Here is a 13,185-nt window from a genome sequence, read left to right on the forward strand (position 1 = left end):
CCCGCCCCCGCATCGCACCCCGCGGCCGCCTCAGGCCACCGCGGACTTCAGCGGGACCGACGGGTCGGCGGCGCGGGCGCGGTCGACGTGGGCAGCCGCCTCGATGAGTTTGCGGCCCTGGGTCAGATCGCGCGGACGGCCCACCGTGAGGAGCGCCTTGAGTGCCCCCTCGCCCAGCCAGAGGACCGACCAGCCCGCCTCCGCCGGATCACCGCGCCACACGAGTTCGTCCGCGTCCGTGTGGTGGCCCGCGTACTGCACGAAGCGGCCGAACTGCTCGGACCAGAAGTACGGGACGGGGTCGTACACGTCCGGCAGGTCGCCGACGATGTTGGCCGCGACCGTCCGCGGGCCCTGGAGCGCGTTGTCCCAGTGGTGGACGAGCAGACGTTCGCCGTAGCGGCGGGAGGGGAAGGAGGCGCAGTCCCCGACCGCGTACACATCGGGCAGCGAGGTACGCAGTCCGTCGTCGGCGGTGACGGAGCCGTCCGCCCCGAGTTCGACGCCCGAGCCGGCAAGCCAGTCCGTGGCGGGCCGCGCTCCGACGCCGACGACCACTGCCCCGGCCGACAGCCGCCTTCCGTCGCCGAGCACGACCTCGCCCGGTTCGATCGCGGCGACGGGCGCGCCGGTGATCAGTTCGGCACCGCACTCGGCGTACCAGGACGTCATGGGGGCGGTGACCTCGGCCGGCAGCGCCCCTGCCAGCGGCCGGTCCGCGGCCTCCACGACGGTCACCTCGCAGCCCGCCTCGCGCGCGGCCGTGGCGAACTCCGCGCCGATCCAGCCCGCCCCGACGACCACGATGCGGTGCTGCTGCGCGAGGACGGGCCGCAGCCGCTCGGCGTCGTCGAGAGTGCGCAGCAGATGCACGCCGGCGACGCCTTCGGTGCCAGGGAGGATGACAGGCCGCGCGCCGGTCGCGACGACCAGGACGTCGTACGGTACGGGGCCGGCCTCGGTGTCCAGTTCGTGCTCCGCGGGCCGGATGCCGGTGACCTCCACACCGAGTCTCAACTCGACGTCGAGCGCCTCGAAGTCCACGTCGAAGGCGGATCCCTCGGCCGTACCGAGGAGCACCGCCTTGGACAGCGGCGGCCGGTCGTAGGGCTGGTGCGGCTCGGCCCCGATGAGGGTGACAGGACCGGTGAAGCCCTGTTCACGCAGGGCCACCGCGGTCTGCACCCCGGCCATGCCCGCTCCGGCGATGACGACGCGCCGCCGCGTCCACCCCGGCCGGTCCTGCTCGCTTGTCTGCCTTTGCTCGCTGCTCACTCGTTCACCATAAGCACCTGCCATTACGTCAGGACATGGCTCCCTCACAGCGCGTCGGGGCCTGCGGCTAAGGTGGCCGGAGCAAAGCACTCGCGGGAGCCCGGACGTACCGGGCTGAGAGGGAGGCTGGGACGGCCTCCGACCGTACGAACCTGATCCGGGTCATGCCGGCGAAGGGAGGGGCTGGACGCCCATGCATTCAGCGCGTTCATCGAGCCACGGCTCCGACGTCCTGGTCATCGGGGGCGGGATCATCGGCCTGGTCACGGCCTGGCGGGCGGCGCAGCGAGGACTGCGCACCGCCGTCGTCGACCCCGGACCGGGCGGCGGGGCCGCCCAGGTCGCGGCGGGCATGCTCGCCGCCGTCACGGAGCTCCACTACGGCGAGCAGACCCTCCTCGGGCTCAATCTCGCCTCCGCCGAGCGCTACCCGGCCTTCGCCGCCGAACTGGAGGCGGCGAGCGACGGCCAGGACATCGGCTACCGCGCCTGCGGCACCCTCGCGGTCGCCCTCGACGCCGACGACCGCTCCCACCTGCGGGAACTCCACGCCCTGCAGCGACGCTGCGGGCTGGACCCCGAGTGGCTCACCGGGCGCGAATGCCGCCGCCTGGAGCCCATGCTCGCGCCCGGAGTACGCGGCGGCCTGCGCGTGGACGGCGACCACCAGGTCGACCCGCGCCGGCTCGCCAAGGCCCTGGTGACGGCCTGCGAGCGGGCCGGGGTGGCCTTCCACCGCGCCTGGGCGGAGCGGCTCACGCTGGCACGGGACCGGGCCGCCGGGGCCGTACTCGCCGACGGCACCGCGCTCTCCGCGGACCAGGTGGTGCTGGCCGCCGGCAGCCTCAGCGGCCGCCTGGCGGGCGTACCGGCGGACGTGCTGCCGCCGGTACGCCCGGTCAAGGGGCAGGTGCTGCGACTGACCGTGCCGCGCCCGTACGCACCGTTCCTCAGCCGCACGGTACGGGCCGTGGTGCGCGGCGGCCCTCTCTATCTCGTCCCGCGCGAGAACGGCGAACTTGTCGTCGGCGCCACCAGCGAGGAGCTCGGCTGGGACACCACCGTCACCGCGGGCGGCGTCTACGAGCTGCTGCGCGACGCCCATGAGCTGGTCCCGGGCATCACCGAACTGCCGCTCACCGAGACCCGCGCGGGCCTGCGCCCCGGCTCCCCCGACAACGCGCCGATGCTCGGCCCCACCGCACTGCCCGGCCTCCACCTGGCCACCGGCCACTACCGCAACGGCGTACTGCTCACCCCGGTCACCGGCGACGCGATGGCCGCCGTGCTGGCCACCGGTGAGCTGCCGCACGAGGCCCTCCCCTTCACCCCCCGACGCTTCTCTCCCGTCGTCCAGGAGCAGCCCGTATGACCGTGTCCGTGAACGGCGAGGCCCGCGAGGTCGCCGCCGGCACCACCCTCGACACCCTCGTCGCCACACTGACCGCGGCCCCCTCCGGGGTCGCCGCCGCCGTCAACGAGACCGTCGTCCCGCGCAGCCGGTGGGCCACCACCACACTCGGCGACGGCGACCGCGTCGAAGTCCTCACCGCAGTCCAGGGAGGCTGACCATGGCCGACAACCGCCTTGTCCTCGCCGGAACGGCCTTCGACTCCCGCCTGATCATGGGCACCGGAGGCGCACCCAGCCTGGAGATCCTGGAGCGCGCGCTGACCGCCTCCGGCACCGAACTGACAACCGTCGCGATGCGCCGGCTCGACCCCACCGTCCAGGGTTCCGTGCTGTCCGTGCTCGACAGGCTCGGCATCCGGGTGCTGCCCAACACCGCCGGCTGCTTCACCGCGGGCGAGGCGGTGCTCACCGCCCGGCTCGCCCGTGAGGCCCTGGGCACCGACTGGGTCAAGCTGGAGGTCGTCGCCGACGAGCGCACCCTGCTGCCGGATACCGTCGAATTGCTGGACGCCGCCGAAACCCTGGTCGACGACGGGTTCACCGTCCTTCCGTACACCAACGACGACCCCGTGCTCGCCCGGAAGCTGGAGGACGTGGGCTGCGCGGCGATCATGCCGCTGGGCTCCCCCATCGGCTCCGGCCTGGGCATCCGCAACCCGCACAACTTCCAGCTGATCGTCGAGCACGCGAGTGTGCCGGTGATCCTGGACGCGGGAGCCGGCACCGCGTCCGACGCGGCGCTGGCGATGGAGCTGGGCTGCGCGGCGGTGATGCTGGCCTCCGCGGTGACCCGCGCGCAGGAGCCGGTCCTGATGGCGGAGGCGATGCGTCACGCGGTGGAGGCCGGCCGCCTCGCGCACCGCGCGGGCCGCATCCCCCGCCGCCACTTCGCGGAGGCGTCCTCCCCTGTCGAGGGCCGAGCGGTCCTCGACCCGGAACGCCCGGCGTTCTGAGGCCGCCGTCACAGCTCGGCTCCAGTACGGGACCGGGGAGCCACAGCCGGTCCGGAGTGTCCTCCGCGACTCGTAGACTCGCTTGCGTGGATACGACCCTTGACGACCCCCTTGTCGGGCAGGTGCTCGACGGCCGCTACCGCGTCGATGCCCGCATCGCCGTCGGGGGCATGGCCACGGTCTACCGGGCCGTGGACACCAGGCTCGACCGGGTGCTCGCGCTCAAGGTGATGCACCCTGGCCTCGCCGCCGACGGATCCTTCGTGGAACGTTTCATCCGCGAGGCCAAGTCCGTGGCCCGGCTCGCCCACCCCAATGTGGTGGGCGTCTTCGACCAGGGCACCGACGGGTCGTACGTGTTCCTCGCGATGGAGTACGTCGCCGGATGCACCCTCCGCGACGTGCTCCGCGAGCGCGGCGCGCTGCGCCCCCGTGCCGCGCTCGACATCCTGGAGCCCGTGCTGGCCGCGCTCGGCGCCGCGCACCGGGCCGGGTTCGTGCACCGCGACATGAAGCCCGAGAACGTCCTGATCGGCGACGACGGCCGGGTCAAGGTCGCCGACTTCGGGCTCGTACGCGCCGTGGACTCGGTCACCAACACCACCGGCTCCGTCCTCGGTACCGTCTCCTATCTCGCCCCGGAACAGATCGAGCACGGCACGGCCGACACCCGCGCCGATGTGTACGCGTGCGGTGTGGTGCTGTACGAAATGCTGACGGGCACCAAGCCGCACACAGGCGACACCCCGGCGCAGATCCTCTACCAGCACCTCCACCACGGTGTGCCGGCCCCGTCCGCCGCCGTCCCCGGCCTCGCGGAGGAGCTGGACGAGCTGGTCGCGGCCGCCACCGCCCGTGCCCCCGAGGCGAGACCGCACGACGCGGTGGCACTGCTGGCACGGACCCGCGCGGTCCGGGCCGCGCTGGGCGACGACCAGCTCGACGCGGTGCCGCCGCGGGAGCGCACCGACGAGCACGACACCTCCGAGGACCGCACCAGTGTGATCCCGCGCGCGGTCACCGCCGCGGAAGACACCTTGAATCGCACCAGCCGGCTGGAGACTCCCCCCGCACCCCCGGCCGCCGCGCCACGGCGGCGCGGCCCTCTGCTGCTGGTCGCCTCGGTCCTGCTGGCCCTGGGGCTCGGAACGGGCGTCTGGTACATCAACTCCGGCCAGTTCACCCGGGTACCCCCCGTCATCGGCCAGAGCGAGCAGCAGGCGAAGAAGCGTCTCGACGGTTCGGGCCTGGAGATCAACAAGGTCCGGCGGGAGTTCAGCGACACGGTCGCACGCGGCCAGGTGATCGGCACCGAACCGGCCACCGGCGAACGCATCCGGGGCAACGGCTCGGTGACCCTCGTGGTCTCCCGGGGCCCCGAGATCGTCGACGTCCCCGACCTCGCGGGCATGCAGCTCGACGGGGCGAAGCGAGCGCTGGCGAAGGCAGGTCTCGCCCCGGGCGCCGTCACCGGGGAGTTCAGCGAGGCGTTCGCCAAGGGCTCGGTGATCCGTACGGACCCGCAGGCGGGGACCGGAACCCGCGCGGACTCCGCGGTGGGGCTGGTCGTCAGCAAGGGCCCGCCCGTCGCGGTGCCGGATGTGACCGGCGCTTCCGTCGAGGAGGCCACGGCCCGCCTCGAGGAGAAGGGCCTCGTGGTGAAGGTCGCCCCGGAGCGGGTCCACTCCCCGGAGGACGAGGGCACGGTGGCCCGGCAGTCCACGGCCGGGGGCAGCGAGCTCGCCGAGGGCGACACGGTCACACTGACGGTGTCCAAGGGACCGCGGATGGTGGACGTCCCCGATGTCACCGGCCTGAAGGTCGACGAGGCGAAGGACCGGCTGAAGACGGCGGGCTTCGCGGTCGAGGTCGACCGGCCGTTCCTGTCGTTCAGCGACGAGGTGGACCACCAGTCGGTCGAGGGCGGCAAGCAGGCCCCCGAGGGCAGCTCGATCACCATCAGGACCAAGAGGCTGTAGGGAGCACCCTCGCCGCGCTGGCATCCTGGAGAGGTTATGAGCAGCCTCCCCTTCCGCTCCCGCAACCCTGTCGGCGGTCATGTCCCGGTGGCCGGCGGGCTGGCCACCACCGGTCTGGCGTACGCCCGTGAGATCGGTGCCGAGACGGTGCAGGTCTTCGTCGCCAACCCGCGCGGCTGGGCGACGCCCACCGGCAGTCCGGCGCAGGACGAACGGTTCCGCGCGGAGTGCACGGACGCGTCGATCCCCGCGTACGTCCACGCTCCGTATCTGATCAACTTCGGCTCGCACACCGAGGCGACGGTCGAGAAGTCCGTGGAATCGCTGCGGCACTCGCTGCGCCGGGGCCGCGAGATCGGCGCACTGGGGGTCGTGGTCCACACGGGCTCGGCGACCGGCGGCCGCCCCAGGGAGGAGGCGCTGGCACAGGTACGGGAGCGAATGCTGCCGCTGCTGGACGAGCTCACGCACGACGACGATCCGTATCTGCTGCTGGAGTCGACCGCGGGCCAGGGTTCCTCGCTCTGCTCGCGGACCTGGGACTTCGGGCCGTACTTCGATGCCCTCGACGCCCACCCCAAGCTGGGCGTCTGCCTGGACACCTGCCACATCTTCGCCGCCGGGCACGATCTGGCCGGCCCCGGTGGCGCCAAGAAGACGCTGGACCTGCTCGTGGACACGGTCGGCGAGGGCCGGCTCAAGCTGATACACGCCAACGACTCCAAGGACGTCGTCGGCGCACACAAGGACCGCCACGCGAACATCGGCGCGGGTCACATCGGGGAGGAGCCGTTCCGTGAGCTGCTCGGCCACCCGGCGACCGCGGGTGTGCCACTGATCATCGAGACGCCGGGAGGCAAGGAGGGGCATGCGGCGGATGTGGACCGGCTGAAGCGACTCCGCGACTGAAGACGATTGAGGAATACCCCAGGGGGGTATACGGTTCTTGCTGTCGGCAGGAACCGCTACCGCACTTGGGGGTATGGCCATGCAGCACGAGACGCACGCCCAGCACGAAGGGCACGCAGAGCACGCCACTCACGCGGGGCATGCGCAGCACGCGGGGCATGCGCAGCACGCGGGCCACACCGGCCACGGAACCCACGCAGGTCACGACGAGCACGCGGGCCACAGCGCGCACGCTCATCACATGGGGCACGGGGGCAGCAAGGTCACCTGGGGGATGGCGGCTCAGGCCACCCTGCACTGCCTCACCGGCTGCGCCATCGGCGAGATCCTCGGCATGGTGATCGGCACCGCTCTGGGATGGGGCAACATGCCGACGATGATCCTGGCGATCATCCTGGCCTTCGTCTTCGGCTACTCGCTCACCCTGCGCGGAGTGCTGAAGGCCGGCGTCGACTTCAGGACCGCGTTCCGGGTGGCGCTCGCCGCCGACACCCTGTCCATCGCGGTGATGGAGCTGATCGACAACGGAGTGATCACCCTGTGGCCCGGCGCCATGGACGCGCACCTGGGGGACGCGCTGTTCTGGGGCGCGCTGACGATCTCGCTGGTCATCGCCTTCGTGGCCACCACACCGGTCAACAAGTGGATGATCGGCCGCGGCAAGGGCCACGCGGTGGTCCACCAGTACCACCACTGAGGAACGCCCCCTGGCGCCCAGGGGGTGTCTGCCGGATCAGGCCGGATCAGGGAGCGCCCGCCGCGGAGCGGCTGGTGTCTCGTGGTGCCGTGCATCGCAAGGCGGAGGAGGGCCCGCCGCGCAGCGGCTGGTGTCCACGCATGCGGTGGGGGCACCTCCGGGGGCACCCCTGGGGGCACCCCTGGGGGCACCCCTGGGGGCACCCCTGGGGGCACCCCTGGGGGCACCCCTGGGGGCACCCCTGGGGGCACCCCTGGGGGCACCCCTGGGGGCACCCCCAGCGGTAGCTGGGGGAGGTAGCTGGGGGAGGTAGCTGGGGGAGGTAGCTGGGAAACATCGGCGACCGACGACAACGATGGGGGCACCTCCCGTGCCCGAAGGGCTACGGGGGAGAGGCGCGGCGCCTGGGGGTCACCCCCGGCAGCAGCCGGGGGAGCGTCGCGAGCCCGGCATGATCCGGTAGACACCCCCTACAGCTCTGGCCCCTCGCCCGGCTCCTCCTGGTAGGAGTAACGCTGCTCGCGCCAGGGGTCACCGATATTGTGGTAGCCCCGCTCCTCCCAGAAGCCGCGCCGGTCGGCGGTCATGTACTCCACGCCACGGACCCACTTGGGGCCCTTCCAGGCGTACAGATGCGGCACGATCAGCCGCAGCGGGAAGCCGTGCTCCGCGGTGAGCAGCTCACCGCCCTTGTGGGTGGCGAAGATGGTCCGCTCCGAGGCGAAGTCGGCGAGCCGCAGATTGGCGCTGTAGCCGTACTCGGCCCAGACCATGACATGCGTGACGGCCGGCGCGGGCGGCGCGAGCTCCAGCACCGTGCGGGCGAGAACTCCGCCCCATTCGGCGGACCGCATGCTGAATTTCGTCACGCAGTGCAGATCGGCGACGACCGTGGTGTACGGGAGCACCGCGAATTCCTCATGACTCCAGCAGTGCTTGTCGCCGTCCGTGGTCGCCCCGAAAACCCGGAACTCCCAGCGGTCGGGCTTGAACTTGGGTACGGGCCCGTAGTGCGTGACCGGCCAGCCTCGCTGGAGCCGCTGCCCCGGGGGAAGCTCGGACTGCTCCACTTCGCGGCTTTCCGGCTGACCCATGCCTCCATGGTGACAGACCACGAGAGGTGGTCATGACCAGCTGAGCGACTATTCGGGCAACTCGCACTAAGCGTGAACTTACTGGACGCCCCCGGCCCACGGTGCGAGGATGCGCGCATCCTGGCCAGTCACCGCTTGGAAGGAACATCACGCGATGCAGGGCGACCCCGAGGTCATCGAATTCCTCAATGAGCAGCTGACCGCCGAGCTCACCGCCATCAACCAGTACTTCCTGCACTCCAAGATGCAGGAGAACTTCGGCTGGGTGAAGCTCGCCAAGTACACGCGGCACGAGTCGTTCGACGAGATGAAACACGCGGAGGCGCTCACCGACCGGATTCTCTTCCTCGACGGACTGCCGAACTACCAGCGGCTCTTCCACGTACGCGTCGGCCAGACGGTCACCGAGATGTTCCAGGCGGACCGCCAGGTCGAGGTCGAGGCGATCGACCGGCTGCGGCGCGGCATCGAGGTCATGCGCACCAAGGGCGACATCACGTCCGCCAACATCTTCGAATCGATCCTCGCCGACGAGGAGCACCACATCGACTATCTCGACACCCAGCTGGAGCTGATCGAGAAGCTCGGAGAGGCGCTGTACATCGCCCAGCTTATCGAGCAGCCGGAAAGCTAGGCGGCTTCGCTCAGCCCCACCAGGGCCGACTCGGACTCCCCCTGGTCGACGAGCTCACGACGAGGACAGGCGCCCCTGCCGAGGAGGGCCTGGATACGGCGTACGCACGAACCGCAGTCGGTGCCCGCCTTGCAGGCCGAGGCTATCTGACGGGGGGTGCAGGCCCCGGCCTCCGCGTGCTCCTTCACCTGCTTCTCGGTGACACCGAAGCATGAGCAGACGTACACGCGGTTCACCTCCCGGTCGGGACCAATAAGTAGCGCCCGTCCCGATTGATCGGTGAGGCTAACCTAACCTTACCCGTCGGCCAGGCATCACAAAAGCCCCCAGAACGGGAGTGGGGCGCGGATCACACGGATCCGCGCCCCACTCCCGTGATCACCCGAGATCACTGATCGCGGTACATCTCCGCGACCAGGAAGGCCAGGTCCAGCGACTGGCTGCGGTTGAGCCGCGGGTCGCAGGCCGTCTCGTAGCGCTGGTGCAGATCGTCGACGAAGATCTCGTCGCCGCCGCCCACGCACTCGGTGACATCATCACCGGTGAGCTCGACGTGGATACCGCCCGGGTGGGTGCCCAGCGCCTTGTGGACCTCGAAGAAGCCCTTGACCTCGTCGAGCACGTCGTCGAAACGACGCGTCTTGTGGCCGGAGGCAGCCTCGAAGGTGTTGCCGTGCATCGGGTCGGTGACCCAGGCGACGGTCGCACCGGAGGCGGTGACCTTCTCGACCAGCTCCGGGAGCTTGTCCCGGACCTTGTCGGCACCCATGCGCACGATGAAGGTCAGCCGGCCCGGCTCACGGTGCGGGTCGAGACGGTCGATGTACGTCAGCGCCTCGTCGACGGTGGTCGTCGGGCCGAGCTTGATGCCGATCGGGTTACGGATCTTCGACGCGAACTCGATGTGCGCCCCGTCCAGCTGACGGGTGCGCTCACCGATCCACACCATGTGGCCCGACGTGTCGTACAGCTGCCCGGTACGGGAGTCCACCCGGGTCAGCGCCGTCTCGTAGTCGAGCAGCAGCGCCTCGTGCGAGGCGTAGAACTCGACGGTGCGGAACTCCGCCGGGTCGGTGCCGCAGGCCTTCATGAAGTTCAGCGCGTTGTCGATCTCGCGAGCGAGCTGCTCGTAGCGCTGCCCCGACGGGGAGGACTTCACGAAGTCCTGGTTCCAGGCGTGCACCTGGCGCAGGTCCGCGTAACCACCGGTGGTGAAGGCGCGCACCAGGTTGAGCGTCGAGGCGGAGACGTTGTACATCCGCTTCAGCCGCTCGGGGTCCGGGACACGGGACTTCTCGTCGAACGCGAAGCCGTTGACCGAGTCGCCCCGGTAGGTCGGGAGCGTCACCCCGTCCCGGGTCTCGGTCGGCTTGGAGCGCGGCTTGGAGTACTGGCCGGCGATCCGGCCCACCTTCACGACGGGCACGGAGGCCGCGTAGGTGAGCACGGCACCCATCTGCAACAGGGTCTTCAATTTCGCACGGATGTGCTCCGCGCCGACGGCGTCGAAGGACTCGGCGCAGTCGCCGCCCTGGAGCAGGAACGCCTCGCCCCTGGCGACGGCTCCCATCCGGGCGCGCAGCTGGTCGCACTCGCCGGCGAAAACCAGCGGCGGATAGGACTCGAGGTCGGCGATCACTGCGCGCAGAGCCTCGGTGTCGGGGTACTCGGGCTGCTGCGCCGCGGGCAGATTGCGCCAGGTCGCCTGAGCGGCGACGACTTGGGTATCAGCGTTCACGGTCACGGATCCACAGTACGGGGTTACGACGGCCGATTTGGCGACTGCCCGCCTGGTGAGACAGATCGGACAGATCCACTCACCAGGCACCCCCGCGTCGGCGGGGAGCACATTGCCGACCTCACGAGCCGGCCGCCGCTCGTCGGACCATCCCCCGCTGCGGCGGGACCGTCAACGATGTGGTTGCCCCATGGTCACGCACGTGCGCTAGGGTTCCGGACATGTTCGCGCATTCGACCCGGAACTGGTGGTGGACCGCTCATCCGGCGGCCCACTGACTGCGCGTACACCGAATCGCGAAGGCCGCCCGAGGGGCGGCCTTCCTCGTTCCACGGGTAACGGGCCGTTCCTCTCCCACCGGAAGGAACCTGCCCACATGCTCATCCAGCGCCTCCTGGACGACGTCTGCCCGCCCTTCGCCCTGCTCCGGCGCCGCGCCCCGGGCCGGGACCACGACACCGTCGAGGTGCTCCTCGGCCCGGTCCACGATGTGGAACACCTGGCCGACATCCCGGTCGGCGACCGGCCCTCCCTCGCCCTGGTGCCGTTCCGGCAGATCAGGGAGCGCGGATTCGATGTACGGGACGACGGCACGCCGCTGAGTGTGCTGATCGCCGAGGAGACCCACGAGCTGCCGCTCGCCGAGGTGCTGGACGCACTGCCCACGCACGCCGTGCACGTCGAGGGCGGGGCCTTCGACGTCGACGACGACAAGTACGCGGACATCGTCCGGCGCGTCGTCGACCACGAGATCGGCAGCGGCGAGGGCGCGAACTTCGTCATCCGGCGGACCTACACCGGCGAGATCCCCGGATTCGGGCGGGCCGACGCCCTGGCCCTCTTCCGGCGGCTGCTCGCCGGGGAGCGTGGGGCGTACTGGACCTTCGTCGTGCACACCGGGGAGCGCACCCTGGTCGGGGCCAGCCCCGAGGTGCATGTGCGCATGTCGAGAGAAAGGGACGAGCGCGTAGCGCTCTCGGTCGAGGGTGGTGGTGGGAGCCAGGCGGGCGGGACGGTCGTCATGAACCCCATCAGCGGAACGTACCGCTATCCGGCGGCCGGCCCGGCCGTCGAGGACCTGCTCGGATTCCTCTCCGACAGCAAGGAGATCGAGGAGCTCTCGATGGTCGTCGACGAGGAGCTCAAGATGATGTGCACGGTGGGCGACATGGGCGGGGTCGTCGTCGGACCGCGCCTCAAGGAGATGGCCCACCTCGCGCACACCGAGTACGAACTGCGCGGCCGTTCCTCGCTCGACGTCCGCGAGGTCCTGCGGGAGACGATGTTCGCGGCAACGGTCACCGGCTCCCCCGTGCAGAACGCCTGTCGTGTCATCGAGCGCCACGAGGCCGGCGGACGCGGCTACTACGCGGGAGCCCTCGCCCTCCTCGGCCGGGACTCGGGCGGAGCCCAGACCCTGGACTCCCCCATCCTGATCCGCACCGCGGACATCTCGCCCACCGGCCGACTGCGGGTGTCCGTCGGCGCCACGCTCGTGCGGCACTCCGACCCGGCCGGCGAGGTCGCCGAGACCCACGCCAAGGCAGCCGCCGTACTGACGGCGCTGGGGGTACGCCCCGGCCGGCCCCGCGACGAGTCGGCGCGCCCGCACCTCGCCGACGACCCTCGCGTCCGCTCCGCACTGGACGCCCGGCGGGCGGACCTGGCGCCCTTCTGGCTGCGCATGCAGGAACGTTCGACGGAACTCGCGGGCCACGCCCTCATCGTCGACGGCGAGGACACCTTCACCTCGATGCTGGCTCATCTGCTGCGGGCGTCCGGCCTGGATGTGACCGTACGCCGCCATGACGAGCCGGACCTGCGCTCCGCCGCCCTGACCCACCGGGGCCCCGTCGTCCTGGGCCCGGGGCCCGGCAATCCCGCGGACGTCGCCGACCCGAAGATGCGAGTGCTCCGCGGCTTGGCCGCGGATCTGCTCCGCGGCCACCGGCACGGGCCCGCCCGTCTCCCGACCACCGCCCCTCATCGAGGCCCTTCGGGCCGCGCGCTGATGGGGGTGTGCCTCGGCCACGAACTGCTCGCGGCGGAACTGGGCCTGGACATCGTACGCAAGGCGGTTCCGTACCAGGGCGCGCAGACCCGTATCGACCTGTTCGGCCAGGAGGAAACGGTGGGCTTCTACAACAGCTTCACCGCGAGCTGCGACGACGAGGCGGCGGCGGAACTGGCCGCGCACGCGGTCGAGGTCGCCCGCGACCCGGCGACCGCCGAGGTCCACGCCCTCCGCGGCCCCGGCTTCGCCTCGGTCCAGTTCCACCCGGAGTCGGTCCTGACCCTGCGCGGCCCGCGGATCGTCCGCGACGCACTCACGGCTATGTACCGGGGGGCCCGCGCCTGACCGCCGGCCGGTGTGTCCGTCCTCGAACTCCCCCGGCTACCTCCCCCAGCTACCTCCCCCAGCTACCGCTGGGGGTGCCCCCAGGACGGGCTTGTTCGGGTGCGGCAGGTTCGGTGCGAGCGCCGGACACCGAC

The 13,185-nt window shown here is 71.2% G+C and carries 13 protein-coding genes and 1 riboswitch; of the genes, 9 read left to right on the top strand and 4 right to left on the bottom strand.

What is annotated here, in order from left to right:
* Nucleotides 1–30: 30 nt before the first annotated feature.
* Nucleotides 31–1,299: an NAD(P)/FAD-dependent oxidoreductase gene (locus ABD858_RS08455; protein WP_425586174.1), complete on the bottom strand. Its 1,269-nt coding sequence runs from the start codon at nt 1,297–1,299 to the stop codon at nt 31–33.
* Between the two features lie 58 nt (nt 1,300–1,357).
* Nucleotides 1,358–1,471, top strand: a riboswitch (TPP riboswitch).
* Here ABD858_RS08455 and thiO point away from each other — a divergent pair.
* The 6 genes from thiO to ABD858_RS08485 all read left to right on the top strand — a co-directional run bounded on the left by thiO (nt 1,469) and on the right by ABD858_RS08485 (nt 7,226).
* Complete coding sequence (gene thiO, locus ABD858_RS08460; RefSeq protein WP_345035586.1) at nt 1,469–2,647, top strand: glycine oxidase ThiO; 1,179 nt, start codon at nt 1,469–1,471, stop codon at nt 2,645–2,647. Its footprint overlaps the riboswitch before it by 3 nt.
* Nucleotides 2,644–2,844, top strand: coding sequence for a sulfur carrier protein ThiS (thiS, locus tag ABD858_RS08465; protein ID WP_345035587.1), 201 nt, complete (start codon nt 2,644–2,646; stop codon nt 2,842–2,844). Before thiO ends, thiS begins: the two co-directional genes overlap by 4 nt.
* Before the next feature lie 2 nt (nt 2,845–2,846).
* The gene (locus ABD858_RS08470; RefSeq protein ID WP_345035589.1) at nt 2,847–3,641 is read left to right on the top strand and encodes a thiazole synthase; all 795 of its coding nucleotides are present in this window, start codon (nt 2,847–2,849) and stop codon (nt 3,639–3,641) included.
* Nucleotides 3,642–3,727: 86 nt separating this feature from the next.
* Nucleotides 3,728–5,620: a Stk1 family PASTA domain-containing Ser/Thr kinase gene (gene pknB, locus ABD858_RS08475; RefSeq protein ID WP_345035590.1), complete on the top strand. Its 1,893-nt coding sequence runs from the start codon at nt 3,728–3,730 to the stop codon at nt 5,618–5,620.
* A gap of 36 nt (nt 5,621–5,656) precedes the next feature.
* Nucleotides 5,657–6,529 (top strand): deoxyribonuclease IV, encoded by an 873-nt coding sequence (locus ABD858_RS08480; RefSeq protein WP_345035591.1) that lies wholly within the window; start codon nt 5,657–5,659, stop codon nt 6,527–6,529.
* Between the two features lie 79 nt (nt 6,530–6,608).
* Nucleotides 6,609–7,226: a DUF4396 domain-containing protein gene (locus ABD858_RS08485; RefSeq protein WP_425586311.1), complete on the top strand. Its 618-nt coding sequence runs from the start codon at nt 6,609–6,611 to the stop codon at nt 7,224–7,226.
* A gap of 470 nt (nt 7,227–7,696) precedes the next feature.
* Here ABD858_RS08485 and ABD858_RS08490 read toward each other — a convergent pair whose 3' ends face one another.
* Entirely contained in the window at nt 7,697–8,320 is a 624-nt protein-coding gene (locus ABD858_RS08490; protein ID WP_345035593.1) for a sulfite oxidase-like oxidoreductase, read from the bottom strand.
* Between the two features lie 154 nt (nt 8,321–8,474).
* On the opposite strand from ABD858_RS08490, the gene bfr reads away from it, so the two are divergent.
* Nucleotides 8,475–8,954, top strand: coding sequence for a bacterioferritin (gene bfr / locus ABD858_RS08495; RefSeq protein WP_345035594.1), 480 nt, complete (start codon nt 8,475–8,477; stop codon nt 8,952–8,954).
* Here bfr and ABD858_RS08500 read toward each other — a convergent pair.
* A complete protein-coding gene (locus ABD858_RS08500; RefSeq protein ID WP_345035595.1) occupies nt 8,951–9,190 on the bottom strand; it encodes a (2Fe-2S)-binding protein in 240 nt (79 codons plus the stop codon). The genes bfr and ABD858_RS08500 overlap by 4 nt on opposite strands.
* Before the next feature lie 152 nt (nt 9,191–9,342).
* A complete protein-coding gene (locus tag ABD858_RS08505; RefSeq protein WP_345035596.1) occupies nt 9,343–10,698 on the bottom strand; it encodes a class II 3-deoxy-7-phosphoheptulonate synthase in 1,356 nt (451 codons plus the stop codon).
* Nucleotides 10,699–10,913: 215 nt separating this feature from the next.
* On the opposite strand from ABD858_RS08505, the gene ABD858_RS36765 reads away from it, so the two are divergent.
* Both ABD858_RS36765 and ABD858_RS08510 read left to right on the top strand, forming a co-directional pair.
* Nucleotides 10,914–10,970, top strand: a complete 57-nt coding sequence (locus tag ABD858_RS36765; RefSeq protein ID WP_073735655.1) for a trp operon leader peptide — start codon at nt 10,914–10,916, stop codon at nt 10,968–10,970.
* 98 nt (nt 10,971–11,068) lie between these two features.
* The gene (locus ABD858_RS08510; protein WP_345035597.1) at nt 11,069–13,051 is read left to right on the top strand and encodes an anthranilate synthase family protein; all 1,983 of its coding nucleotides are present in this window, start codon (nt 11,069–11,071) and stop codon (nt 13,049–13,051) included.
* Nucleotides 13,052–13,185 lie beyond the last annotated feature (134 nt).

Origin of the sequence: Streptomyces sannanensis, from assembly GCF_039536205.1 — a bacterium.
Taxonomy (GTDB): domain Bacteria; phylum Actinomycetota; class Actinomycetes; order Streptomycetales; family Streptomycetaceae; genus Streptomyces; species Streptomyces sannanensis.